This is a genomic window from [Pseudomonas] carboxydohydrogena, assembly GCF_029030725.1.
Taxonomy (GTDB): domain Bacteria; phylum Pseudomonadota; class Alphaproteobacteria; order Rhizobiales; family Xanthobacteraceae; genus Afipia; species Afipia carboxydohydrogena.
This window is the reverse complement of sequence record NZ_CP113162.1, coordinates 2,614,990-2,637,786: the sequence shown is the minus strand read 5'-3', so window position 1 is coordinate 2,637,786 and position 22,797 is coordinate 2,614,990. Positions and strand designations below refer to the sequence as shown.

Annotated in this window: 28 protein-coding genes; 20 read left to right on the top strand and 8 right to left on the bottom strand. The window is 56.4% G+C overall.

Annotated features, from left to right (window positions below; genetic code table 11):
• Positions 1 to 2 precede the first annotated feature (2 nt).
• From AFIC_RS12750 to AFIC_RS12740, 3 genes are read right to left on the bottom strand one after another with little or no spacing between them, the layout of a single operon-like run.
• Complete coding sequence (locus tag AFIC_RS12750) at positions 3 to 812, bottom strand: CbbQ/NirQ/NorQ/GpvN family protein (protein WP_275246609.1); 810 nt, start codon at positions 810 to 812, stop codon at positions 3 to 5.
• Positions 813 to 840: 28 nt separating this feature from the next.
• A complete protein-coding gene (locus tag AFIC_RS12745; RefSeq protein ID WP_275246608.1) occupies positions 841 to 2,190 on the bottom strand; it encodes a cbb3-type cytochrome c oxidase subunit I in 1,350 nt (449 codons plus the stop codon).
• Between the two features lie 13 nt (positions 2,191 to 2,203).
• Entirely contained in the window at positions 2,204 to 2,656 is a 453-nt protein-coding gene (locus AFIC_RS12740) for a c-type cytochrome (protein WP_275246607.1), read from the bottom strand.
• A gap of 155 nt (positions 2,657 to 2,811) precedes the next feature.
• Here AFIC_RS12740 and AFIC_RS12735 point away from each other — a divergent pair, with 155 nt between their 5' ends.
• The 3 genes from AFIC_RS12735 to AFIC_RS12725 are packed head-to-tail and all read left to right on the top strand — an operon-like array spanning position 2,812 to position 3,919.
• Positions 2,812 to 3,456, top strand: a complete 645-nt coding sequence (locus AFIC_RS12735; protein WP_275246606.1) for a cytochrome c oxidase subunit 3 — start codon at positions 2,812 to 2,814, stop codon at positions 3,454 to 3,456.
• A 2-nt stretch (positions 3,457 to 3,458) separates the two neighbouring features.
• The gene (locus AFIC_RS12730) at positions 3,459 to 3,767 is read left to right on the top strand and encodes a cytochrome C oxidase subunit IV family protein (protein WP_275246605.1); all 309 of its coding nucleotides are present in this window, start codon (positions 3,459 to 3,461) and stop codon (positions 3,765 to 3,767) included.
• Entirely contained in the window at positions 3,764 to 3,919 is a 156-nt protein-coding gene (locus tag AFIC_RS12725; RefSeq protein ID WP_275246604.1) for a hypothetical protein, read from the top strand. The genes AFIC_RS12730 and AFIC_RS12725 overlap by 4 nt, the downstream gene beginning before the upstream one ends.
• A 26-nt stretch (positions 3,920 to 3,945) precedes the next feature.
• On the opposite strand, the gene AFIC_RS12720 is transcribed toward AFIC_RS12725, so the two are convergent.
• Positions 3,946 to 4,644 (bottom strand): Crp/Fnr family transcriptional regulator, encoded by a 699-nt coding sequence (locus tag AFIC_RS12720; protein ID WP_275246603.1) that lies wholly within the window; start codon positions 4,642 to 4,644, stop codon positions 3,946 to 3,948.
• A gap of 283 nt (positions 4,645 to 4,927) precedes the next feature.
• On the opposite strand from AFIC_RS12720, the gene AFIC_RS12715 reads away from it, so the two are divergent.
• From AFIC_RS12715 to AFIC_RS12700, 4 genes are all read left to right on the top strand, one after another.
• Positions 4,928 to 5,590, top strand: coding sequence for an alternative oxidase (locus tag AFIC_RS12715; protein WP_275246602.1), 663 nt, complete (start codon positions 4,928 to 4,930; stop codon positions 5,588 to 5,590).
• 96 nt (positions 5,591 to 5,686) lie between these two features.
• Positions 5,687 to 6,172: a pseudoazurin gene (locus AFIC_RS12710; RefSeq protein WP_275246601.1), complete on the top strand. Its 486-nt coding sequence runs from the start codon at positions 5,687 to 5,689 to the stop codon at positions 6,170 to 6,172.
• A gap of 176 nt (positions 6,173 to 6,348) precedes the next feature.
• A complete protein-coding gene (gene queD / locus AFIC_RS12705; RefSeq protein ID WP_275246600.1) occupies positions 6,349 to 6,717 on the top strand; it encodes a 6-carboxytetrahydropterin synthase QueD in 369 nt (122 codons plus the stop codon).
• Positions 6,718 to 7,120: 403 nt separating this feature from the next.
• Positions 7,121 to 7,747 (top strand): glutathione S-transferase family protein, encoded by a 627-nt coding sequence (locus AFIC_RS12700; protein WP_275246599.1) that lies wholly within the window; start codon positions 7,121 to 7,123, stop codon positions 7,745 to 7,747.
• Here AFIC_RS12700 and AFIC_RS12695 read toward each other — a convergent pair.
• The 3 genes from AFIC_RS12695 to AFIC_RS12685 are packed head-to-tail and all read right to left on the bottom strand — an operon-like array spanning position 7,718 to position 10,545.
• Positions 7,718 to 8,629, bottom strand: a complete 912-nt coding sequence (locus AFIC_RS12695) for a LysR family transcriptional regulator (RefSeq protein WP_275246598.1) — start codon at positions 8,627 to 8,629, stop codon at positions 7,718 to 7,720. The genes AFIC_RS12700 and AFIC_RS12695 overlap by 30 nt on opposite strands.
• A 17-nt stretch (positions 8,630 to 8,646) precedes the next feature.
• The gene (locus AFIC_RS12690; protein ID WP_275246597.1) at positions 8,647 to 9,426 is read right to left on the bottom strand and encodes an IclR family transcriptional regulator; all 780 of its coding nucleotides are present in this window, start codon (positions 9,424 to 9,426) and stop codon (positions 8,647 to 8,649) included.
• A 27-nt stretch (positions 9,427 to 9,453) separates the two neighbouring features.
• Positions 9,454 to 10,545 carry a mandelate racemase/muconate lactonizing enzyme family protein gene (locus tag AFIC_RS12685; RefSeq protein WP_275246596.1) on the bottom strand — a complete coding sequence of 364 codons (1,092 nt, stop codon included), beginning with the start codon at positions 10,543 to 10,545 and terminating at the stop codon, positions 9,454 to 9,456.
• A 136-nt stretch (positions 10,546 to 10,681) separates the two neighbouring features.
• On the opposite strand from AFIC_RS12685, the gene AFIC_RS12680 reads away from it, so the two are divergent.
• From AFIC_RS12680 to AFIC_RS12620, 13 genes are all read left to right on the top strand, one after another.
• On the top strand, positions 10,682 to 11,101 hold the full coding sequence (locus AFIC_RS12680; protein WP_275246595.1) for a Bug family tripartite tricarboxylate transporter substrate binding protein: 420 nt from the start codon (positions 10,682 to 10,684) through the stop codon (positions 11,099 to 11,101).
• 1 nt (position 11,102) lies between these two features.
• Positions 11,103 to 11,648, top strand: coding sequence for a type 2 periplasmic-binding domain-containing protein (locus AFIC_RS12675; RefSeq protein WP_275246594.1), 546 nt, complete (start codon positions 11,103 to 11,105; stop codon positions 11,646 to 11,648).
• Between the two features lie 29 nt (positions 11,649 to 11,677).
• Complete coding sequence (locus AFIC_RS12670) at positions 11,678 to 12,268, top strand: tripartite tricarboxylate transporter TctB family protein (protein WP_275246593.1); 591 nt, start codon at positions 11,678 to 11,680, stop codon at positions 12,266 to 12,268.
• Positions 12,269 to 12,278: 10 nt separating this feature from the next.
• Entirely contained in the window at positions 12,279 to 13,829 is a 1,551-nt protein-coding gene (locus AFIC_RS12665; protein WP_275246592.1) for a tripartite tricarboxylate transporter permease, read from the top strand.
• Between the two features lie 34 nt (positions 13,830 to 13,863).
• Positions 13,864 to 14,937, top strand: coding sequence for an amidohydrolase family protein (locus AFIC_RS12660; protein WP_275246591.1), 1,074 nt, complete (start codon positions 13,864 to 13,866; stop codon positions 14,935 to 14,937).
• Positions 14,938 to 14,940: 3 nt separating this feature from the next.
• Positions 14,941 to 15,306, top strand: a complete 366-nt coding sequence (locus tag AFIC_RS12655) for a Rieske (2Fe-2S) protein (RefSeq protein WP_275246590.1) — start codon at positions 14,941 to 14,943, stop codon at positions 15,304 to 15,306.
• Complete coding sequence (locus tag AFIC_RS12650; RefSeq protein WP_275246589.1) at positions 15,303 to 16,352, top strand: 2Fe-2S iron-sulfur cluster binding domain-containing protein; 1,050 nt, start codon at positions 15,303 to 15,305, stop codon at positions 16,350 to 16,352. The genes AFIC_RS12655 and AFIC_RS12650 overlap by 4 nt, the downstream gene beginning before the upstream one ends.
• Positions 16,336 to 16,656 (top strand): Rieske (2Fe-2S) protein, encoded by a 321-nt coding sequence (locus AFIC_RS12645; protein WP_275246588.1) that lies wholly within the window; start codon positions 16,336 to 16,338, stop codon positions 16,654 to 16,656. The genes AFIC_RS12650 and AFIC_RS12645 overlap by 17 nt, the downstream gene beginning before the upstream one ends.
• A 45-nt stretch (positions 16,657 to 16,701) precedes the next feature.
• Positions 16,702 to 17,319 (top strand): glutathione S-transferase family protein, encoded by a 618-nt coding sequence (locus AFIC_RS12640; RefSeq protein WP_275246587.1) that lies wholly within the window; start codon positions 16,702 to 16,704, stop codon positions 17,317 to 17,319.
• Between the two features lie 12 nt (positions 17,320 to 17,331).
• Positions 17,332 to 18,072 carry a sulfite exporter TauE/SafE family protein gene (locus AFIC_RS12635; protein ID WP_275246586.1) on the top strand — a complete coding sequence of 247 codons (741 nt, stop codon included), beginning with the start codon at positions 17,332 to 17,334 and terminating at the stop codon, positions 18,070 to 18,072.
• A gap of 14 nt (positions 18,073 to 18,086) precedes the next feature.
• Complete coding sequence (locus AFIC_RS12630; RefSeq protein WP_275246585.1) at positions 18,087 to 19,076, top strand: quinone oxidoreductase family protein; 990 nt, start codon at positions 18,087 to 18,089, stop codon at positions 19,074 to 19,076.
• A 23-nt stretch (positions 19,077 to 19,099) separates the two neighbouring features.
• Complete coding sequence (locus tag AFIC_RS12625; RefSeq protein WP_275246584.1) at positions 19,100 to 19,861, top strand: SDR family NAD(P)-dependent oxidoreductase; 762 nt, start codon at positions 19,100 to 19,102, stop codon at positions 19,859 to 19,861.
• 422 nt (positions 19,862 to 20,283) lie between these two features.
• Positions 20,284 to 21,510 carry an amidase gene (locus AFIC_RS12620; RefSeq protein ID WP_275246583.1) on the top strand — a complete coding sequence of 409 codons (1,227 nt, stop codon included), beginning with the start codon at positions 20,284 to 20,286 and terminating at the stop codon, positions 21,508 to 21,510.
• A gap of 33 nt (positions 21,511 to 21,543) precedes the next feature.
• Here AFIC_RS12620 and lldD read toward each other — a convergent pair whose 3' ends face one another.
• Positions 21,544 to 22,692, bottom strand: a complete 1,149-nt coding sequence (gene lldD, locus AFIC_RS12615) for an FMN-dependent L-lactate dehydrogenase LldD (protein WP_275246582.1) — start codon at positions 22,690 to 22,692, stop codon at positions 21,544 to 21,546.
• Positions 22,693 to 22,797: the final 105 nt, after the last annotated feature.

Here is a 22,797-nt window from a genome sequence, read left to right as displayed (position 1 = left end):
GACTATCCCAGTGCGATCTGCGCGACGCGCTTCAATCCATCCACAATTTCCGGATCGTCGGACAGCGGCTCGATCAAGGCGACGCGTAGTGCGGTGTCGTAATCCACGCGGTCGCGGATCAGCACGGCGCAGTAAACCACCAGCCGCGTCGAAGCACCTTCCTCGATGTCCTGTCCCTTCAGGCCGCGCAGCGCTTGGGCGACCTTGACCAGAGGAATGCACCGATCCTGCGGCAGTCCGCTTTCATGAGAGACGATCGCGGCTTCGGCTTCCAGCGTGGGAAAGCCGAACTCCATGGACAGGAAACGTTGCCGCGTGCTTGGCTTCAATGTTTTCAGCACATTCTGGTAGCCGGGATTATAGGACGCCACGAGCATGAACTCAGGCGGCGCCTGCAGCAGTTCGCCGGTGCGCTCGAGCGGCAATGTGCGCCGGTCGTCCGTGACCGGATGCAGAACGACCGTGACGTCCTTGCGCGCTTCGACAACCTCATCGAGATAGCAGATCGCGCCTTCGCGCAGGGCGCGGGTGAGGGGGCCGTCCGCCCAGACGGTATCGCCGCCTTTCAGGAGATAGCGGCCGGTCAGGTCGGCGGCGGTCAGGTCGTCATGGCACGACACAGTATAAAGAGGGCGACCGAGCCGCGCCGCCATATGGGCGACGAAGCGGGTTTTCCCGCAGCCTGTCGGTCCCTTGAGCAGGACCGGCAGACGATTGCGGTAAGCGTGTTCGAAAATCTCGCATTCCGAGCCGGTCGGTGCATAGAACGGCAAGTCAGTCGCTTTTTCCGCGGTGTTGACGCTCTTCAACATGGACACATTCCCCGTGGCGTTGAAGCCGTTACTTGGCTGGCTGCAGCGGCATGCTGATGTGGGCCGGTTGCTCCTCCTTCACCGGCCCGAAGATCGAGTAGAGAAACAGCAGGCACGAGATCAGGACGAACACTCCGGAGCCGAGGCGCATCCAGTAGAACAGCACAAGCTGGTCCTGCACCTCCATGTAGCTCATGCCCAGCACGCGCTGTAGGTGCACCTGCACGACACCGGCGAAGGTGAGGGTGAAGGTCATGAACGCCATGGCGGACGTCATGATCCAGAAGCTCCACATATTGAGCACCTGATTGTAGGGCTTCCGGTTGCGCAAATAAGGCATCGCGTAGGAGATCATTGCCAGATTGAGCATCACATAGGCGCCGAAGAAGGCGAGGTGGCCGTGGGCCGCGGTGACCTGGGTGCCGTGGCTGTAATAGTTGATGAAGGACAGCGTGTGCATGAAGCCCCACACGCCGGCTCCGAAGAATGCGCCGACGGTGCAACCGAGCGACCACAGCATCGCCGCCTTGTTGGGATGGTCGCGGCGGCCCTTCCAGACCATGTTGAAAGCGAAGACCACCATGGCGAAGAACGGCGCGACCTCGAAGGTCGAGAAGATGCTGCCGATCCACTGCCAGTAGCCCGGAGCGCCGATCCAGTAATAATGATGCCCGGTGCCGAGCAGGCCGGAAAACAGCGCCAGGCCGACGATGGCATAGAGCCACTTCTCGATCACCTCGCGATCGACGCCGGTCATCTTGATCATCAGGAAGGCGAGGATGGAGGCCATCACGAGCTCCCATACGCCCTCGACCCAGAGGTGGACGACGTACCACCAGTAGACCTTATCGAGCGCGATGTTGCCCGGATTGTAGAAGGCGAACAGCCAGAATACCGCGATGCCCCACATGCCGAGTAGCAACACGTTGCCGATTGCGGTCTTGCGGCCTTTCAGGATCGTCATTGAGACGTTGTAGAGATAGATCAGCGCCACCACGACGATCGCGGCCTTAATCCAGAGCGGCTGTTCAAGGAATTCGCGCCCTTCATGGACACCGAAGAGATAGCCTGCGACCGCGGCCAGCGCGCCGAACATCAACAGGCCGAGCTGCACATAGGCGAGGAACGGGCTTTCGATGTCGCGTTCGGCCTCCTCGGGAATGAGGTAGTAACCGCAACCGAAAAATCCCATCAGCAACCACACGATCAGCGCATTGGTGTGGATCATGCGCAGGACGTTGAAGGGGATGATGTTGGCGAGGAAGTTCGGAAACACATAGACGGTACCCGCCAATGTGCCGAAGATGATCTGCACGCCGAACAGAAGCATGGCGCAGGTGAAGTAGGCCAGAGCGACCCGTTGAGTTGGATATTTCATTGTCTTTGACTCCTCAGCCCGAGGTCTTCGGCGGCCAGCCTTGCGTTTTGACGCGGCTGGTGAATTCCAGGAAATCGATCAGGTCGTTCACTTCCTGGTCGCTCAGGTGGAAATCCGGCATTTGCCGGCGTCCTTCGATGCCGCTCGGCTGCGAGTGCATCCAGGCCGTCAGCGCTTCCCGTGCGCCGGTGGCGTCTTCGCGTCCGCCATAACGCACCCAGACGTTCCCGAGTTCGGGGGCGAAATAGGCACCTTCGCCAAGCAGGGTATGGCAGTTGATGCACGCATTTTTCTCCCACACATGCTTGCCGCGCCGAACGCTGTCCGTCAGCGCCGTCTCGTCTGTGCTGGATGTGCGGATGTAGTAGTGCGTCTGTGCCGTCAGGCCGACGAAGACGATAAAAAAGAAGATCGAGCCCCCATAGAAAATATTTCTGGCGGCCGCTTTGGTAAATCTCTCACTCATTGAACAGCCGTTCCTTTGTGAAGACAGAGACCCGCATATTATTTTGCAGCATCAGTGTTCATTTGCCGGAGCGGTCGCCCGGCGCGGCCGGAATATAGGCAAAATTTGCTTTGCTCTTTGCGCCAGGACAAGGAAGGAGAAGGAAGTCGGGCCTCATGTCAGTTGTGCGCAACCCGCTCGGGGTTTCGCGGCGCGACTGTTTTGGCATGGTGGAGACAGGCTTGATCCAGCATTTGAATGACAACGTGGAGGCAGCGCCCGCCGACTGGGGGCCGCTGTCTGCTCTGCCTGGAAATCCAATGATGTGGATTCTGATCCTCGGAGAAATCGCCGTATTTGGTGTGTTTCTTCTCGGCTTTTCCGTCGCGCGTGTGCTGGATCCGCAATTGTTCGACAGTTCGCGATCCCACCTCAGTACGCTGCTTGCCGGGATCAATACGCTTGTGCTGGTCACCAGCGGTTTTCTTGTCGCCGCCGCTGTTTTTCAACGGCGGCACAATGGGCATGGCAGGCTGCTTCTTGTTGCGGGAATGGTGCTTGGAACGGTCTTCCTCGCGATCAAAGGTGTGGAGTACACGCAGCTTTTCAACGAGGGAATCGGCATCGAAACCAATACATTCTTTAGACTGTATTTCATGATTACCGGCTTCCACGCATTGCATATCGTGCTCGGACTTCTGATCCTTGGAATCGTATTCTTCGCCAACAGCGTGGAGAATATGGAAACAGGCGCTGCCTTCTGGCACATGCTCGATATGATCTGGGTGCTGATTTACCCGATCGTCTACCTGTTGCATTGACCGTGGCGGTGCTGGCAAAAACCTGGATCGTGCTGGTCGCGTTGACGATCGCGACGATGAGCGTGGCTGCATCGCAAAGTCGTCTGCTGCCCTTCATTGTTCAGGCGGGATTGATCCTCGCGGTCGCGGGCTTCAAGGCTTCGGCGATCCTGAATTATTTTCTGGATCTGCGTTCCACGTCGCGCGGATGGCGTCTGTTGTTCTCGATTTATCTGGTCATACTTGGCGGATCGGTTCTCGCCATTCATGTCATTGGCTGCACCCTTGCGCATGGCGAATGCGCACTTCTGGCCTATGGAGGCATGCGATGAACGAAGCACAACTCGGGCTGGTCATTTCCACTCCTGCAATTCTTGCCTTTATCGTCTTCATGTATCGTAAGGGCGCGATGAATTTTCCGGGAGCGGTCGCCGCTGCTTTCATGTCGGTGGCTATCGCGACAATGCTTTTCCTTTCACAATAGAAATGGAATGAGAGGCGGTGCGCTGGCTAGCCCGACTCGTCGGAAATGGTTTCCAGCATATTCGGCTTGCACACGACCACCTGACGCCGCCCGCAATCGACGATGCCAAGATCCTCCCATCTACTGAGGATTCTGCTCACTGTATGAAGTGTCGTGCCGGCCATCTCGGCGAGATCCTGGCGAGACAGGGGGAACGCGATTTCAATCCCGCGTGCGGTGCGGCGGCCCGCCTGGTTTGCCAGCCTCAGGACGGTATGGCCGATGCGGCGTTCGACCTTCTCTGTCGAAAGCTCAAGCAGCCGAAGCTGGATTTCATGGTAACGCGCCGACAGCACGGCAAGCGCGTTCATGGTGACAGCCGGATGCTGTTCCATGATTTTCCAGATCGTATCGCTGGTCCAGCCGATCAAATGAGAATCGTCAACAGCTGTGACTGTGCTGGGATGGGCAACGCCACGAACGAGCGTGGCGTGACCGGCCGTTTCCCCCGGAGCGAGATAGCGGATGATGATCTGTTGCCCGTCCGGAGTCGTTTGAGTGGCGCGAAGGCGACCTGCAATGACGATGAACAGGGATGATGCACTGTCGCCTTGCTGGAATAGCACCTCTCCGCCAGCGAGCCTGGTGCGAAATCCCGCAGATTGAATCTCGATCAATGTCGCCGAAGGCACATCACGGAACAACTCGGTCCGACCGAGAATATTGAGGTCGGAATGATGATCCATGTGACGGGCTTTGTCGATTTCAGGTCTGACGATGAATGATCACCATCGCAATGTACTTCACTCCGATGCTTGATTGATTGCGCTAACGCAATAATACGGCGCGGTAAACAAGGATGCGCCCGGCTTGGGCCGATGTTTACGTGCAGTTCTTTGCGCGAGAACAAAGACCATCTGTTTGCAACAGGTCAGGTTTCAGAATGCGGGAAATCGAGGTCCGCCATGGCCGTGTCCGCACGGAAGATCGCTTTCACCGTCTTCAGGGCTGCGGCAGCGGGTACGAGATATGCTCAATATCGATAAGACAAATCTGCTTCGCCACCATACCCCCGAGGCAATGCCCGATCGGATTGCATTTGGAATGGCGCGGCTGGTCGCCTGGATGGCGGGGAATACTTTCTTCAACAGCCGCTACGGCGATCAGGTCATCGTTCTGGAGACGGTGACAGCCGTGCCGCCGATGGTTGTGGCAACCCTGCTTCACCTGAAATGTTTGCGGCGGATGCTCGACGATAACGGATGGGTTCGGACATTCATGGACGAGGCGGAGAGCCAGCGTACCCATTTGATGGCGTTTGTTGCGTTGGCGCGGCCGAATGCGTGGGAGCGATTTCTGATCGTTCTTGCACAGGGTATTTTCTACAACCTCTATTTTTTCCTCTACCTGATCTCGGCCCGGGTCGCGCACCGTTTGGCGGCTTATTTCGCCGAACAGGCGGTTCATGGATATTCAGAGTATTTGTTGCAAATCGAATCCGGTGATCGTGCGATGCAACCGGCCCCGGAATCTGCAATTGCCTATTGGGGATTGGCGCCGGAAGCGCAAGTTCGCGATATGGTCATAGCCATGCTCGAAGACGAGGCAATCCACCGTGACCTTCATCACGCCTTTGCCGATGCGCTGATGCAAGGTCGAACATTCCCGGACCGTCTCAGGGGAGATGTCTGATTCGTCACGCAACTTGCTCTAGAGCAAAAAGGCTCATCGGAAATTGCGCTAACAGCGGCACCGAAGCCACGGTTGTGGCCATAACGGAGTCGGATCATGAAAAAGTATTGTGCGTTGGCGCTCGGCATTGCGGGTGTCGCTTTGCTCTCGGTTCCTGCCCAGGCAGCGGATTTTGAGGTCAAGATGTTGAACAAGGGATCGGACGGGCAGGTCATGATGTTTGAGCCTGCCTTTCTCCGCGTTCAGCCCGGAGATACGGTTCGCTTCATCCCCACGGACAAGGGACACGACGCGGAAACGATTCCCGGCATGCTTCCGGATGGAGCGCAACCTTTTAAGGGCAAACTTTCAGAGGAATTGAAAGTCACCTTCCAGACACCGGGCCTCTATGGCTATCGTTGCCTTCCGCATTTCGGGATGGGAATGGTGGGTCTGATCGCGGTCGGAAACACTGCGCCGAATCTCTATGCGGTGCGCCAGGTGAAGATTCCGCCAGCCCCGGCCAAACGGATGGCTGTGCTTCTGGACCAGTCTCAGCGGGCAGAAGGCTCATCATCGACAAAGAGCGCGGCGCTTCACTGAACGTATCTACGCAAGGTCGATCATCGGCGGTTGCCGGAATCGTTGATAATCAGGAGCGGAATGGGCGGGCGTCAGGCGCTCGCCCATTATATTATGGGCCGACATTAATCTGATTCCACGTCAGCCGCCGGCTCGGATGAATCCGTGCGCGGGGTATCACAACACTTTGGTATCCGATGAGAATATCCCAGGCATTCAGGTTCGAGGCCGCGCACCGGCTCCCCAATGTTTCGCCGGCCCATCGCTGCCATCGGATGCACGGTCATTCCTACCGGATAGAAGTGCTGCTGAACGGGTCCATCGATCCGCATACGGGATTCGTGGTCGATTTTTTCGATGTGGAAGAAGCGTTTGAGCCGCTTCTCCAGATACTCGACCACAATTGTCTGAATGAGGTTCCCGGATTGGAAAATCCTACGGCCGAAAACATCGCCATCTGGATATGGGAGAGGGCGAGGCCGCGATTGCCGCAACTTTCCAGCGTGAGAGTCTACGAGACGCCCGATTGCTGGGCGGAATACGATGGGCCCGATCCAATCGTGTGAGGTGTTGGCGGAGGTCAGCGGTAGCTCTGGTGCTGCTATTTAGAGAAACAAAAGCCAGGTGCCCCGGGTGCAACTCATTGTTCGACTCAGCAAAATTCCCTGTTTGGTGAGAGCAGGAATTCCGCAGCATCTGTTTGATTTTGAAGCATTTCGATTCAAGATTTTGCTCTTTGAGGTGAGGGAATAGATATTCACTTTTTTCCCGCGACAATTTACTCATCGCAGCCTCGGCTAACCGATACATTGAGCGGCTGTTCCTCGCGCATCGGCTGATGATACTCATTTGACGGAATAGAATTTCAACGAGCCTGAAGATAAGGTTCAAAATTATTACATTGTTGGCTCGCTGACAGCATGATCTAGCTTGTTCAAATGAACTGGTTACTTCGTCTCGGCAGGCCTCATGCTTAAATTCTACTATGCGCCGGATACCGTTTCGCTTGCCTCGCACGTCGCTCTTGAGGAAGCGGGAGGCGAATACAATGCACAACTCGTCGATTTCAAGATTAACGAACAGCGTTCGCCAGAATTTTTAAAGGTCAATCCCAAAGGGCGAGTGCCTGCTCTTGTCACGGACGAGGGTATTCTGACCGAGACGCCTCCAATCCTGTATTACATTTGCCGAAAGTTTCCGAATGCGGGACTGATGGGGGAGTGCGAGCGGAGTAGCTTTACGTTGGCCGAAATGCAGTCCTTCCATTCATTTCTGGCCACGTCGGTTCACGTTGCTTTCGCTCACATCTTTCGCCCTGCGAGATACGGGGAAGGTGATGCAGCCGCTGCGGCCATGCGCGAAAAATCCGGCCCGAGCATCCATGCTTTCTTCGACATGATTGAAGAAAAACTGGCAGATGGCAGGCCATTCGTACACGGCGAGCGTTTCACGATCACCGATCCCTATCTTCTGGTGTTCTCGCGTTGGATAGACCGTGCGAAGCTGGGGCCCATCGACAGGTTTCCATTCATCGCGGCTCACAGGAGGCGGATCGAAGCCCGACCGTCAACTCAGAAGATTTTGGCCCTCGGATAGCGGCGACGTAGCCGCCTTTTGAAGGAGGCTATCGGCTGATAGCGCCGCGTGAAAAGCATCTGCCAATGTTTTATGCAGATGTAGTGAGCCTGCGGATCTGCGTGTGATCAAAGCTAGATTGCGTTGTAATTCGCTGCCCAATTCGTTCGTCCAGACCACGCGGCCGCGTCCATAACGTGCTGCTTCCGGCTCGGGTATGATCGTTACACCCATGTCGAGGGCGACTAATTCCACGATCGCCTCCAGCGAATCGAGCACCGTTACTTTGCGGCAGAAATTCCCTTGCCGGGTCAAAAATGCGTCCACGGCTTTCCCTATCCCGGTTCGGGGATCGAACAGGATGAAGGGATGCGTGTGAATAAGATTAATCGCAAGCTGGCTTCTTTTGGATTTCGCCGCGACGAGAACCATCGGCTCGGTGAGAATGGTCGTGGCGAGTAAATCATCGCTCAAAATCTGAGGGGTGAGAAGTGCCGCGTCGAGCGCTCCTTGTGATACACGTTCTATCAACTTTATAGAGATCGCACTTTCGATATTGATGTCGAGATCAGGAAAACGCTCCTTCATGATTTTCGTAAGCTGCGGTAGCAACCGGATGCTCGCCGTTGCTATGCCAAGATTTATTCTGCCCGAAAGTGGAGCTTCCGATCGCAACAGAAGAGAAAGATCTTCATACCCGCTAATAACGCTCCGGCTTGCTTCGGCCAACTTCACTCCAAGACTCGTTAATGATGGCGGGCGAGTGGAGCGGTCGAACAGGGCCGTTGCATAAACTTCTTCGAGTTGTTTCATCTGCATGCTGGCGGCAGACAGCGTCATGTTGAGTCGCTTGGCCGCGGCTTGAAATGAGCCTTCGTCGTGTATTGCCAGAAGTGTTTTCAAGGCTCGAACCGACATTGCTAGAGCCCGAGCTCGGTGACGATTTCCTTCGCCGCTTTCTTTAAAAGAGGCGCATAACTCAGCGCTGTCTCCACGGACATTCTGAAGCTGGGCGCATGGATCGAAAGAGTGGCGATCACTGTGTTATCCGAGCGACGTAACGGCACCGAAACGCCTATAAGCCCGCGGTGATATTCTTCCCGGTTCATCGACAGGTCGTATTTCCGGATGGTACGGCATTCCTCCTCCATCTCATCCAGATCGACGATGGTTGTTTCGGTGAATTTCTCGCGGTGAATACTGTTGAGAAGCGCCCGCCGGTTTTTCTCCGACATCTGGGCGATCAGCAGCTTGCCCGAGGCCGTGGCATGGATGGGGACGCGAGAACCGGATTGCAACTGCATGCGCAGCGGCCAATCGCATTCCACACGCTCAAGGTAGAGGACTTCGTGATTTTGTAAAACCGAGAGGTTGCAGGACTCCTTCACCTGATCGACGAGCTTTTGCATAATGCCGCGCACGATCGGCTGGCGCGCCTGTGACGCGAGAGCGTCGACCGAGAGGCGCAGCCACGATGCGCCTACCGTGAAGCCCTTGCCGCTGAGATCGCGCTGGACAAATCCGACATCCTCAAGCTGTAGCAACAGGCGATGAACCGATGGCTTTGGCATCTCCGTCTGGTCTGAAAGTTCGGCGAGCGACATCGGTTCTTCGGCAGATGCAATGGCCTGAAGCAGACGCGCGGCTTTTTGAACCGCGGTCATCTTGCTGTCGGTCTCATCGCTCTCTTTTGTCGCCATAAATCGTCTTAGCCGTTAGCTGGTACGCTAGTCCAATTCCTTCCATGCACCGACGCGATCGGTGGCATGTTTTTTCACAGCATCTAAGTTAATCTTCGGCATGCTTCCATCGAGAATGACGGATGCTCCATCGCATTTCAGAACCGGCTCAAGGAGTTGAACGGGGGTTTTGAGAAAGCCGTTCATTTCACCGGCTGTCTTCACGTTGCCAAGTGCCACGCAAAGCTCCATCCAGCAGCCGAGGTCTGTCGCAACGCCGTTTCCGAGAACGGCTGTCATGCCGCGATCCGAAATCTGCTGAAGACCGCTTTTCAATGTATTCAGCCGGCCCAGTTTCATGAGTTTGAGCTTAATGTAATCGGCGCATTTCAGATCGGCTGCCCGGTCTATGTCGCTCAAGGTGTATATCGATTCGTCGAGCATGAGTGGCACTTTGCTGATCTTCGAGATGGCTGCCGCTGCGTCCCAGTCTTCGGCTGCGCAAGGCTGTTCGACAAGCTCGATGTCGTGCGGTTCGAGCCGACTCAGAAAATGGATCGCCTGATCTCGACCATAGCCCTGATTTCCGTCGATACGCAATTTTGCCCGCCCGCTCACGATTTGGCGGATCACCTCAACCTGCTTCAGGTCCGCTTCCGGCTCCCAGCCGATTTTGACCTTGAGCGTTTTGTAGCCACGGCCGAGCAGCGTTTCGATTTCCTGTTCGAGTTTGTCGCGATCGTTGGCCTTGCCGTTGACGGTGCCGAGCAATTCGAAGCGGCCGCTACGTTGCAGAATAGGGTTGTCAGCCAGCCAATCGAGCGCGGTCAGGAATGCCGTCGCGGTGAACGGGGCGCTGTCCAGCATTTCATCGCACACCGAGACAAGTTCGTCGGTCGTCTTGCAGCGATCGGTCAGGTCTTTCGCCAGCGACCAGCCTTCCTCGATCGTTTCGTCAGTGTAGCCGGGGAGGATCGTCGCTTCACCCCAGCCGATACCGCTGTCGCTGAGAACAGCGACTAGCAGCACGTCGAAATGGGTCTGTTCCCCGAACGCAAGTCGGTACGGGACCGTGAGCGGAAGCCGCAATTTAGCGGTGGCTAGGGCGATTTTGGAATTTGGAAGGCTTCCAGACATCATTTCATCGTTCCATTTTCTTAAAAAAATCGTACCATTTTTTTGTAGACTTCCCAGGGATTTACTGTCAAGTTTTGATCGAGATCAAAAACGGCAAAATGCCTTTCAAAAAAACCTAAACAAATCAGGGAGTACGCAAATGCGAGGTCTTTCTCTGGCTTTCGCTCTGGGTTTGGCTGCGGCCACGCTCGGTTCGCCGACGGCATCCGTGGCTGCCGATTATCCGTCCCGCCCGATCACGTTCATTGTGCCTTGGGGGGCTGGCGGTGGCGCCGACCAGGTCGCACGCATCGTGAGCCGATTGCTCGAACCTGAGCTGAAGACATCTGTGCCGGTGGTGAATATGCCGGGCGCGACCGGGCAAACCGGCCTGACCAAAATCGTGACCTCGCCGGCGGACGGCTACACCATCGAGGTGATGACCGGAGACACCTTCGCTCTTTTCGCCGCGAAGAACTCCCGCTTCAAGCTCGAGCAGATCACCCCGCTTGCAGTGATGATCCAACAGTCGTCGGGTTTTTTTTTCGAGCGCGACCGGCCCGTTGCAGACCTGGGATGACGTGAAGAAGGCCGTTACGGACAAGGAATTGCGCATGGCAGTCACGGGCTATGGCAGCCCTGACGACATGTCGGTCAACTTCTTCAAGAACATGGGTATGAAATTTCAGAGCGTCGGGTTTGCCGAGCCGGGTATGCGTTATGCGTCGGTTGTCGGCGGACAAAGCGATCTGCTCTACGAGCAAGCTGGCGACATCCGCAGCTTCCTTGACGGCAATCAGCTCAAGCCTGTGCTGTTCTTCAGCAAGAAACCGGTCACGGGATTTGAGGACGTCGCCTACACAGGCAAGCTTGGCTACAAGGTTTTTCTTCCGCAATTCCGGGTCATCGTCGTCCGTTCCGGCACCGATCCTGCTGTCGTGAAGACCTTGTCCGCTGCGCTGGCCAAGGTCGCGCAAGCCAAGGAGTATCGCGACTATCTTAAGTTGCAGTACGCCGAAGCCGACAGCTTCATCGGCTCTGAAGACAGCGTGAAGTTCATGAAGGATTGGCTGAGCGAAGCGAGTGCGCTGTCGCAATCCAACTCCGCCACTGCTGCTGCCAAGTAATAGTGTCCGCAGCCATGTCTGATGACGCAATGTCTAACAAGCCGCATGGGGGCGCCGCATCCGGCGCTCCTGTGTCTCCGCTGAAATGGCTCCGTGAACTCGGGCCTTACGTTCTCATCGTCGGCGCCGCGATCTTTTTCTATCACGTCGCCTCCGAAATTTCTTACACCGAAATTTCCGGTCAAATGGGACCGGAGCGATGGCCCAAGATCATTATCGGGTTGCTGATTGCTGTCTGCGTATTCGAGATCTTGCGAAGAATTGTCGTGTCTGTCAGGCCTCGCTCCGTTGTTGCTGGTGAGGATGATCTGGCTGACGAAGGATTCTCGCAGCGGATGGAAGCTCATCCGCTGCTGGTTGTAGCTGCAACGGCGGCAACGGTCGGTTATCTGCTGTTATTCGACCTCGTCGGTTTCTTCGTTGCAACCATCATGTATCTCGCTGCGGTGATGCGGATCGGCGGAGTTCGCAAACCGGCTCTTCTTGCGTCGCTGTCCCTGATCATCAGCTTCGCATTCTCATTCTTCTTCATGAAGCTGGTCTATGTCGCCCTGCCACTCGGGAAGGGGCCATTCGCCAAAATATCCCTGATCGTCATGACGCTCGTCGGCGCTAACTGAGGACAGTCGAATGGATACCTTTCACCTTCTGATTGCGGGCTTCGCCGAAGTCTTCAAATGGCAGGACATGGTTGCGCTGGTGATCGGCCTGTGCGTGGGCATGGCTGTATCCGTGCTGCCCGGTCTCGGTCTTGTCATGGGCGTCGTGCTCGCGCTGCCATTCACTTATTCGATGAACCTTGAAACCTCGATCATTCTGCTCACCGCCATCTATATGTCCGGCACTTATGCGGGCTGTTACACGGCGATTCTTTACAAAATTCCTGGTGAGCCGATGGACGTCCCGCTGCTGTGGGACGGCTGGAGCATGACGATGCGGGGTGATGCTGCGAAGGCGCTCGGCTGGGCGCTGGTCGCGGCGCTCACTGGCGGATTGGTGTCATCGGCGGTGATGGTCAGTCTTGCCGGTCCACTCAGCAAGGTTGCTTTGAGTTTTGGTGCGCCGGAATATTTTGCAGCCGTCTTCTTTGGTTTGACGACCGTGGTCGCGTTGGCGGGAAAGTCTCTCCCGAATGCCCTGATCAGCATGTGTATCGGCCTGCTGGTTTCAACAATTGGTGTCGACGCCACCTACGGCGCAGAGCGATTCACTTTCGGTTCGGATGTGCTCATCAACGGCGTGCCGTTCGTAATGGTACTGGTCGGCATGTATGGTTTTGGCGAGATACTCGACAAAATCGGGCAAGGCTCGAAGTCCGTATCGCTTCCGGGAGCAAGCAGCACAGCAACCAGTTTGCCGTCATGGTCCGAATTGTGGGGGCTGCGCGCAACTCTCGCGCGTAGCACCACGATCGGCACGTTGCTCGGCCTCATTCCAGGCGCGGGTGCGACGATCTCTTCCTTCGTGTCCTATGGTGTTGAACGCCAATACGGAAAACGGGGTCGGCAGATCGGCACCGGCATTCCGGAAGGCATTGTCGCGCCGCAGATCGCATCGACGGCATCGGTGGCGGGCCACATGGTGCCGCTGTTGACGCTAGGCCTGCCGGGCAGCGGTGCAACAGCGGTGATCCTTGCGGCGTTCCTGCTGCACGGCGTGCAGCCCGGACCTTTCATGCTGAAGAATCCGGAATCTGCCCTGACCGTCTACACCATCCTGGCATCCATGTTTGTCTCGGTGGTCGGCATGTGCCTGTTGGGGTTCGTCTGGATCCGGCTGATCATCAAGGTGCTCAAGGTGCCGCCGGGAATCCTGATCGCGATTATCGCGATGTTCGCGCTGATCGGCGCCTTCGCTGACCGCAACAGCATGTCCGATCTCTGGGTCGTCGTGATTTTTGGCGTGCTCGCCTGGATCATGGAGCGGGTCAAACTACCGGTGGCTCCAATGGTACTCGGCTCCATTCTCGGCCCGATCGCCGAGGATTCATTCACGCGCAGCATGATCACGTACCACGACGACTGGACGATGTTTTTCCGGTCGCCAATCAGCGCAACGCTGATGTTCCTTGCGTTGCTGTCTCTGGTGTTTCCGGCGGTGAAGATGATGATTCTCCGCTCTTCAAACGGCAAACGTTCCGAGATGAAGATGACGGAAGCAGCAGTGGCCAATTCAAATTGAATAAATCCGGTTCGATAAACTAACGAGGACGACTATGCCGATCATTGATACCGACGTTCATGAGAGCTTTTCCAGCTTGAAGGATCTGGTGCCGTATCTTCCAGAACCGTACAAGAGCTGGATCGCGAATGGCGCATGGCGTGGGTTTAGTCAGCCTTTTGCCTATACGTCGCCAGGCAACGGAAACCGCGCCGACGTCAAGAGCGCCGACGGTTCTGCTTCCGTCTCGGATTACAGGCTTATGCGTGATCAACTCCTTGATCCGTACAAGCTGACCCATGCAGTGTTGACCGGGTACTTCTATCCCACCGGACTGAAGTTGCAGTATGGCCTCGCCACCGCGCTGGCGAGTGCTTACAACGACTATGTTCTGGAGCACTGGATCTCCAAGGACAAGCGCTTCCTCGGCAGCGTGCAGATCAATGCTCGTGATCCCGAAGCCGCGGCGCGCGAGATCGACAGAATGGCTGCGCATCCTCAGATCCGGCAGGTCATGCTGCCGGTCGTGGACGACATTGCCTATGGGCATCCAATGTATCGCCCGATCTTTGCTGCGGCGGAACGCAACAAGATGATGGTTGCCTTCCATCACACGACGTTTGCGCAGGGTCCTTACGGTATGGGACTTCACTACATGGAGCGGCATTGCCTGATTCCGATTTCGCTGATGCCGCAGGTTATCAGCCTGATCGCCAACGGCGTGTTCGATGCTTATCCGAACCTCCGCTTCATGATTCTGGAAGGCGGGTTCAGCTGGCTGCCGCATGTGATGTGGCGCATGGATCGCGAATATCGTCAGGGTCGCGTTGAAATACCGTGGGTCAAGAAGCTGCCGAGTCAGCATTGCCGTGAGCGGCTCCGGCTCTCTACTCAGCCGACGGAAGACATCTCCGGCGAAGACTGGATGAAGCTGATTGATTTGATGGGCACCGACGACCTGCTCGTGTTCTCGACCGACTATCCGCATTTCGATTTCGACGATCCGAATGCGGCGATCCCGCGTTCGCTGCCGGCAGGTACACGCGACAAGATTCTGTGGAAGAACGCCGCACAGTTTTATGGCCTCGATATTCGCGAGCCGGCAATCCCAAGTCAGGCGGCAGAGTGAGTCATGGCCAAGCATGTTATCTGTGACGTTTCAGAGCTCGAAATTGGCAAGATCGTTCCAGCCAAGATTGGCCGTTCTCCCATTATCCTCTCCAAATTGCCGTCTGGAGAAATCCGGGCGGTGTCAGGACGTTGTCCGCATCAGGGCGCCGAGCTTGAGCATGGCTGCATCTCCGGCACGACCGAGAGCGACGCCGTCAATGAAATGACATTCTGCAATTACGGCGAGACGCTGCGTTGTCCGTGGCACGGGTTTGAGTTTTCGCTGGTCGACGGACTGCCAACGGTGAAGGATGAAACCGGGCTGCCAATGAAGCTGCATTTCTACGATGTCCACGTCGAAGACAATCAGGTCGTGGTCACCACATGATGCTGGTAGAGGTCGTTGATCGAAAGGGCGAGCGAGTAGCCTTCACAGTCGAACCGGACCAACGGCTTCTCCATGCGGGCCTGATGAAGGGGATCGGTCTGCCGCATGAATGCGGCACAGGGACCTGCGGCAACTGCAAGGCGTCGATCATGACGGGGACGGTCGACAATCTCTGGCCGCAGGCGCCCGGCGCGAAAGTGTGCCGGCGTTCGGGAGAGGTTCTGCTGTGTCAGACAGCGGCAACAAGCCCGCTTCAGGTCAAACTGAGTTCTGCGTTTCTCGCTCCCTGCCAACCGCCCTGCGCAATCAGAAGCGGGCGGCTGACGCTTAATCGTATGTTGACGTCCGACGTCGGGCTGTTCGATGTGTTTCTCAAAGAGCCCATGAGTTATCAACCCGGGCAGTTCGTTTTGCTGTCTATTCCCGGAATTGAAGGGCCGCGCGCCTACTCGATGATCAGTCATGAGCCGGCAGAGTCGCGCCTGTGCCTTCTTATCCGACGCAATCAGCAAGGGATGTTCACGCCGTACATATTCGAGGGCGAATGTGATGAGGAGGTTGAGGTGTTCGGCCCCCTTGGCCGTGCCACGTTCACAGCGTCCGAGCAGCGTCCCTTTATCGCCGTGGCCGGAGGTTCGGGTATCGCAGGGATGCTTGCGATCATTCGCCATGCCCTCGCCGCCGGCCATTTTGAGCGGCACCCCTCGCATCTTTTCTTCGGTTTGCGCCATCCCGATGCGAGTTATCTGCTCGACGATCTGTCGAAATTTGTCGAGCAGTCGGACGGAAAATTTCAGGCGAGCGTGGCATTTTCAGATGTTTCGAATGCCGAATCCGTCGCGGCACAATATCCGCTGCTGCAATTCGCGTTTGGTCCCGTCCATGAGGTTGCGCGCGCTCATGTTCGAAACGTCGGGACGGCTGGCACGCAAAAACCTTTGTTCTTCGTTGGCGGCCCGCCGCCGATGGTGGACGCGACCATGCGTGCCCTGATCACCGAGTGCAAAGTTAGCCCGACAGAGATTCGTTATGACCGTTTCGGCTGATACCTGGCTGCCCCTGGGGCCTCTCGATGACCTGGAGGACGGCGAGCGGCGGGAAGTGACACTGCCGACCGGCAAGATCGTCTTGCTGATCCATGCAGAAGGAAAAATCCACGCCGTCTGTGCCGATTGCCCCCATCAAGATACCCCCCTTGCGGAAGGCTCGGTGGAAGGGACGATCCTGACGTGTCCATTGCATTTCTGGCAGTGGGACATCCGTACTGGCGAGGAAGTCGGCATCGCAGAACTTCCGCTGGAAATATTCGAGCTGCGTCACACCGATGGCGAATGGTTCATTCGTGCATAAACAAAATGGCTCTCAGCCAAAAAGTTTGAAAACAAGGAAACGACCATGAAGCTGCTGGGACGGGCGGACTCGCTGAATGTGCGCAAAGTGCTGTGGGCTGTATTCGAGCTCGGTACGAGCGTCGGGCGGGAAGATTTCGGTGGCCCGTTCGGAAAGACCGATACGCCGGAATACCGGAAAATGAATCCTAACGGACTTGTTCCCACGCTCGTCGACGGTGAAACCGTGATCTGGGAATCGAACACGATCATCCGTTATCTGGCTGCCGTTACGCCGAATGAAGGTTTTTGTGGCCGGGACGCCGCGACTGCCGCGCGAATTTCCCAGTGGATGGACTGGCAACTGGCATCTCTAAATCCTCATATGCAGGCTCTGTTCAATCAGATCGCGAAGCTTGGCGACAAGCGAAACGAAAAAATTGTCGAAGATAATACAGCGGCCGCGAACAAACTGTTGAATGGGGTTCTCGCAAGCAGCCTACCGGATCATGGCCTCCTTGGCGGGTCCGAAATAACGGCCGGCGACATCTGTGTCGGTGTCATGTTGCATCGGTACGTTTCGCTGCTCGGAGCGTCCGCACTTGCAGACCGTGTTGCGGCTTATCATGCGGCATTGGCGGATCGGCCTGGGTTCAGGACCTTTGTTGCAATCGGAAAACCTTAAGGCGAGTGCGTCGTGGACTGGTTCGCCTTGTCAGGAGCGGTGCTGGCTGTCGCAGTGGCATCATTCGTGCGCGGATTGACAGGATTTGGCTTCGCCATTGTCGCAACGCCGCTGCTTGCTTTGGTCTACCCGCCGGCAGTCGCAGTCCCCGTTGCCACTCTTCTTCAAATCCCGTCGGGGCTGCCAACAGTAGTGCGTGACTGGGACGATACGAATTTTAGAGCAGCAACGATTGCATGGCTCGGTGGAATGCCTGCCTTGATTCCCGGAGTTTTTCTCCTTGGCGCTTTGCCAGCCGATGTCATGCGGCTGATTGTCGGGGGAGCCGTCGTTTTTTCGACGGTGGCGCTGGCGCTGGGACCGAAGCTCGACCGTGATCCGAAATCGTATGAATTGGTGGGAGCGGGAGCTTTGAGCGGATTGATGCAAGGCGCCGTGGCAATGGCAGGGCCGCCGATCATTCTGCTTATCCTGTCCTCATCGTGGAACGCTGCGCGCTGTCGCGCGACCTTGTCTTTCATTTTTCTTCTGCTTGGAACGACGAGCCTGGTGTTCGGAGCAATCCACGGCATCGTAAACAAGGAAAGTGTGATGATCGCGGCCCTGACCGTACCGGGTCTCTTGCTGGGCCAAGCGATCGGCACGCATCTCTTCGTGCGTATCGATGGGAAACGATACCGAAGCGTATCAACAATCTGTGTCGCTACAGCCGGTTTGCTGGTTGTCGTCCGCGGCCTGATGTCGCTTTTTTGAGAAGGCCAGGAATAATGAAAGCAATCAGTATCAATCAGTTCGGCGGCCCCGAAGTTTGCGAAATTCAGGAGACGGCAATTCCGGCGCCGGCTGCGGGGGAAGTGCTAGTTCGCGTGGCTTATTCGGGCATCAACTTTATTGATGTTTATATGCGCAACGGCACGTATGCCCGATCACACACATATAAAACCCCGCTGCCGATGGTGATCGGCATGGAGGCGTCCGGTACGGTTGAAGCAATCGGTGACGGTGTAAGCGATATAAAGGTTGACCAGCGCGTCGCCTTTTGCCTATCGCGCGGCTCATACGCTGAATATGTCGCGGTGCCCGCCTGGAAGCTGGTTCCGCTGCCGGGAGATATCTCGTTAGAAATCGGCGCGGCCGCCATGTTGCAGGGATGTACAGCCCATTATCTTAGCCACTCTGCCTTTCCTTTACAGCGCGGGCAGAGCTGTCTCGTTCATGCCGGGGCAGGCGGCGTCGGACAGCTGCTGATTCAATTCGCCAAACATCTGGGCGCAACGGTGTTCACGACGGTCAGCACGCCGGAAAAAGCCGATATTGCAAGCAGCCGGGGCGCTGATCATTGCATTCTTTATCGCGATACGAATTTTCGTGAGGAAATTATGAAGCTCACATCCGGCAAGGGAGTCGACGTGGTCTATGACTCAGTCGGCAAGACGACGATTGCGGACAGTATCCGGTGCGTGCGCCGGAGGGGGCTTTGCGTGTTGTTCGGTGCAAGCTCGGGTGTCGTGGATGCGATCGAGCCGCTTGCGCTCGCGGAAGCAGGATCGGTGTTTTTCACAAGACCTCATCTGGCGGATTACATGGTGACCGCCGACGAAATTCGTGGGCGGGCTGGAGACCTGTTCAGACTCGTGAAGGAGAAGCGTCTGTCCATGACGATCGATACCGTCTTTCCGCTGGCCGATGCGGCATCGGCTCATCGTCACATTGAGGGCGGCAAGACGCGCGGAAAACTTTTACTCCAGGTTCAATAAAAGCGCATGCAGGAGAAACGAATATGCGTCTGAAGGATAAAGTGGCAATCGTGACGGGCGGCGCCAGCGGTATCGGCAAGGCCATGTGCAAGGCATTTGCCGCAGAAGGTGCGGCTGTCGTTGTGGTCGATCTTGATGGGCAAAAAGGCAAGGATGCGGCAAAGGAAATCGGCGGAAAGAGCATCAGCCTGCAAGCCGACGTGACAAGCTCTGCGTCCATGAACAAGATGGCGGAAGAGGTCGATCGGGAATTCGGCCGTATCGACATTCTCGTCAATAATGTTGGCGTGCGAATTACCAAGCCGTTTCTGGAGCACACGGACGCGGACTGGAACACGATGATCCAGACCAACCTCACCGGTCCGTTTCTGTGTTCTCGTGCGGTGGTGCCGTTTATGAAGCGTGCGGGCAGGGGACGGATCATCAACACCGCTTCGATTGCCAGTTTTGTAGGCCGACCAAATCGTGTCGCGTACGTTTCGGCAAAATCCGGTCTTCTCGGCATGACACGGGCCATGGCGATCGATCTCGGTCCTCTTGGCATTACCTGTAACGCGATTGCTCCTGGCTCTATCAATTCGCCAATGAATGCCGCTCAAGCGGCGGACGCGGAGCATGATTGGGGTAAGGAGACGCCGATGGGACGCTGGGGAACAGCGGAAGACATCGCAAACGCAGCAGTGTTTTTGGCGCTTGATGAATCGGGCTATATCACCGGTGCTGAATTAAAAGTTGACGGCGGGTGGGTTTCCACCAAAGCGAGGGCGGGCGAACTGGCGAATTGAAAATCGATCTGCCCTAAGAGGCCCGGATATCAAGTTGGGGAGCTTCCGAAGCGGAGGCTCCCCAACTCGTTGGATAAGTCTATTTGAATTCACCGAGCGCGAGTATTTATAAAGTCTCGGCTTGCTGATCGTCATTTTGGTTTTTCAGCGATCTGCGCAGTCATCGTGTGTTGTGCGGCGTAAATGTGATCGATTGGTGGGCATTGTTCAATCGGCATCAGTAGGGGTATGATTGGAGCTCTAACTATCCAATTGTCATCACTGCCAACGTTTCGCCTATGATATAGCGATATCAGAGGTCATTAGATGTCATCGCGTGTGAAGCAACTCGTTGACTTTGAGATCGACTGGTTGGCCGATGCGCTCATAGCGGTCTGGTTGCAGGTTTCATTCCTGCCGGGCCACCAACAATTTCAATGGTCATGGTCTCTGTTTATGAGCAAACCCAGGCAGCGCTTCGCGTCATAAAGGCGCGGGAGCCTGAAGTCCGTGCGTGGATCCACCTGGATGAAGAATCGGCTCTGGAAGCGGCAAGGGCGATTGACCGGCGCGCGGCTGGCGGGGAGCTATACGGAGTCATCCTTGCGGCCAAGGATATTTTTGAGACGGCGGACATGCCGACGGCATTTGGCTCGCCGATCTACAAAGATTACAGGCCGGTCAAAGACGCGGCGGTGGTCGCAAAGCTGCGCGAAAAGGGCGCCCTGATATTAGGGAAGACGTATTCGACCGAGTTTGCCGCGGCATTTCCGACACCAACAAGAAATCCGCATAACCTCGATCACACGCCGGGCGGATCATCAAGCGGCTCCGCGGCTGCCGTAGCCTCGGGGATGGTGCGTGTGGCGCTGGGAACGCAGACGCTGGGGTCGATCATTCGGCCGGCTTCTTACTGCGGGATCGTCGGCTTTAAGCCTACATATGGAAGAGTCAGCAGATCCGGCGTGCTGAATCTGTCGGAGACGCTCGATACCATCGGCTTTCTGGGGGCGACCTTGGACGATGTCGCGCAGGTGTTTTATTCACTTGTGGACGAGACTGCGCCTGCCGGAATCCCTCATGAAAGGAAGCCTCGTTTTGCCTTTTGTAAGGGACCAGGCTGGGATGATGCGAATGCCGATGTCCAATCTCGTATAGGCAGATACGTGGACAGCCTCCGGGAGGAAGGCGCTTGCATTGAAACCCTGGATTTGCGCTCGACATTATCGGAAGTCTTGCGAGCGGTTCAAAGCGTTCACGATGCCGAAGCGTATCGAAATTTCACCTGGGAGCGCACCCAACATTTCGATCTTTTGAGTGCTGCATTCCAGAAGATTTTGAGCAGGGGAGAGGCTGTTACCCGGGAGGCATATGAGCGTGCGCTGATCGTTGGTGAAGTCGGGCGAGTGCACATGCAAAAAGTCTTCGAGAACTTTGATGGGTTGATTACCTTGTCCGCCACTCAAGAGGCGCCGAGAGGTCTGGCATCGACCGGCTCGCCGAGCATGAATGCGGCCTGGACGTTTTTGCGGGGGCCGTGTGTGTCCTTGCCGAAGCTGAAATCGGCAAATGGTCTTTCGGTCGGCATCCAGCTTATAGGTAAACCCTTTGATGATAGCCATTTGCTGGGCTGTGCCCGCTGGCTCGATGCGCGATGTCCAGAGACATGACCCCGCACCGCTTGGGATAGGGGAGAGACGGTCCTAAAGTTGCAGGCTGTCTTTGAAAATATTGTCTCGATTGATTTCCTGAACGGAGTTGACGCCCATCAGTGTCATTGCGACGCGCATCTCCTTGGCGAGCATGTCGAGAAGATTTTCGACGCCCGATTGTCCTGCCGTAGCCAGGGCGTAAATGGTCGCGCGCCCCAACAAAACCGATTTGGCTCCGAGCGCCAGCATCCTGACAATATCCAGCCCGGAGCGAATGCCGGAATCGGCCAGTATCGTGAGGTCGTTTCCAACGGCATCGGCGATCGCGGGAAGAGCGCGCGCTGACGATGCCGCGCCATCAAGCTGCCTTCCGCCGTGATTGGAAACCACGATGCCGTTCGCGCCGAAGGACACGGCATCGCGTGCATCCTGAGGATCCAGTATTCCCTTGATGATAATGGTCCCCTTCCAGAATTCTCTTATCCATTCGAGGTCGGACCAGCCGATGGTGGGATCGAAATTGTTTGCCAGCCAGCCGATGTAATCCTCCAGCCCCACAACTTTGCCTGTGTAGGTGGAAATGTTTCCCAGATCATGAGGGCGGCCCATGAGCCCGACATCCAGGGCCCAGGCCGGCTTGAACATGGCTTGGAGGATACGCTTGGGATATCGGTACGGGCCTGACATGCCCGAATGCGGATCCCTGTAGCGAGAACCTGGTGTCGGCATATCGACGGTAAACACAAGTGTACGAATTCCGGCGGCCCATGCGCGCTCGAGCGCATTCTTCATGAATTTCCGGTCTTTGAGGACATAGAGTTGAAACCAGATCGGCTGGCGGCTCTGCGACTGGACTTCCTCGATCGAACACACCGAAACCGTGGACATCGTGAAGGGAATTCCCTTCGCTTCGGCCGCTTTGGCAACCTGGACTTCGCCGCGGCGCGCGCACATGCCCATCAAGCCGATGGGAGCGATCGCAACGGGCATTGCCAGTTGTTGGCCGAATAAATCCGTCTTCAGACTGAGATCGCCGACGTTCCTGAGAATGCGCTGTTTGATATTCACCCGTTGAAGATCGTCGATGTTGGATCGAAGGGTCTGCTCGTAGCCTGCGCCACCCTCGACATAGTCCAGCAGGAAGCGGGGAAGGCGGCGTTGCGCGGCGGATCGGTAGTCCAGAGGGGATGCGATGATCATGGAGAGTGCCGTCGAAGGGAGGAAGTCAAGCAAGAGCAATCTAACAGTTCTTCTGATGGATTTGTATTTTCCGACGCGTGAATCGCGAAGCTGCAATTCTCGATA

Bases quoted from the DNA above. Each gene is read 5' to 3' on its own strand.
- AFIC_RS12740 (WP_275246607.1), bottom strand. From the start codon at position 2,656: ATGAGTGAGAGATTTACCAAAGCGGCCGCCAGAAATATTTTCTATGGG.
- AFIC_RS12640 (WP_275246587.1), top strand. From the start codon at position 16,702: ATGAAGCTGCTGGGACGGGCGGACTCGCTGAATGTGCGCAAAGTGCTG.
- queD (WP_275246600.1), top strand. From the start codon at position 6,349: ATGAGAATATCCCAGGCATTCAGGTTCGAGGCCGCGCACCGGCTCCCC.
- AFIC_RS12700 (WP_275246599.1), top strand. From the start codon at position 7,121: ATGCTTAAATTCTACTATGCGCCGGATACCGTTTCGCTTGCCTCGCAC.
- AFIC_RS12735 (WP_275246606.1), top strand. From the start codon at position 2,812: ATGTCAGTTGTGCGCAACCCGCTCGGGGTTTCGCGGCGCGACTGTTTT.
- AFIC_RS12685 (WP_275246596.1), bottom strand. From the start codon at position 10,545: ATGATGTCTGGAAGCCTTCCAAATTCCAAAATCGCCCTAGCCACCGCT.
- AFIC_RS12680 (WP_275246595.1), top strand. From the start codon at position 10,682: ATGCGAGGTCTTTCTCTGGCTTTCGCTCTGGGTTTGGCTGCGGCCACG.
- AFIC_RS12625 (WP_275246584.1), top strand. From the start codon at position 19,100: ATGCGTCTGAAGGATAAAGTGGCAATCGTGACGGGCGGCGCCAGCGGT.
- AFIC_RS12725 (WP_275246604.1), top strand. From the start codon at position 3,764: ATGAACGAAGCACAACTCGGGCTGGTCATTTCCACTCCTGCAATTCTT.
- AFIC_RS12620 (WP_275246583.1), top strand. From the start codon at position 20,284: ATGGTCTCTGTTTATGAGCAAACCCAGGCAGCGCTTCGCGTCATAAAG.
- AFIC_RS12745 (WP_275246608.1), bottom strand. From the start codon at position 2,190: ATGAAATATCCAACTCAACGGGTCGCTCTGGCCTACTTCACCTGCGCC.
- AFIC_RS12665 (WP_275246592.1), top strand. From the start codon at position 12,279: ATGGATACCTTTCACCTTCTGATTGCGGGCTTCGCCGAAGTCTTCAAA.
- AFIC_RS12715 (WP_275246602.1), top strand. From the start codon at position 4,928: ATGCTCAATATCGATAAGACAAATCTGCTTCGCCACCATACCCCCGAG.
- AFIC_RS12630 (WP_275246585.1), top strand. From the start codon at position 18,087: ATGAAAGCAATCAGTATCAATCAGTTCGGCGGCCCCGAAGTTTGCGAA.
- AFIC_RS12645 (WP_275246588.1), top strand. From the start codon at position 16,336: ATGACCGTTTCGGCTGATACCTGGCTGCCCCTGGGGCCTCTCGATGAC.
- AFIC_RS12655 (WP_275246590.1), top strand. From the start codon at position 14,941: ATGGCCAAGCATGTTATCTGTGACGTTTCAGAGCTCGAAATTGGCAAG.
- AFIC_RS12650 (WP_275246589.1), top strand. From the start codon at position 15,303: ATGATGCTGGTAGAGGTCGTTGATCGAAAGGGCGAGCGAGTAGCCTTC.
- AFIC_RS12710 (WP_275246601.1), top strand. From the start codon at position 5,687: ATGAAAAAGTATTGTGCGTTGGCGCTCGGCATTGCGGGTGTCGCTTTG.
- lldD (WP_275246582.1), bottom strand. From the start codon at position 22,692: ATGATCATCGCATCCCCTCTGGACTACCGATCCGCCGCGCAACGCCGC.
- AFIC_RS12690 (WP_275246597.1), bottom strand. From the start codon at position 9,426: ATGGCGACAAAAGAGAGCGATGAGACCGACAGCAAGATGACCGCGGTT.
- AFIC_RS12660 (WP_275246591.1), top strand. From the start codon at position 13,864: ATGCCGATCATTGATACCGACGTTCATGAGAGCTTTTCCAGCTTGAAG.
- AFIC_RS12750 (WP_275246609.1), bottom strand. From the start codon at position 812: ATGTTGAAGAGCGTCAACACCGCGGAAAAAGCGACTGACTTGCCGTTC.
- AFIC_RS12670 (WP_275246593.1), top strand. From the start codon at position 11,678: ATGTCTAACAAGCCGCATGGGGGCGCCGCATCCGGCGCTCCTGTGTCT.
- AFIC_RS12720 (WP_275246603.1), bottom strand. From the start codon at position 4,644: ATGGATCATCATTCCGACCTCAATATTCTCGGTCGGACCGAGTTGTTC.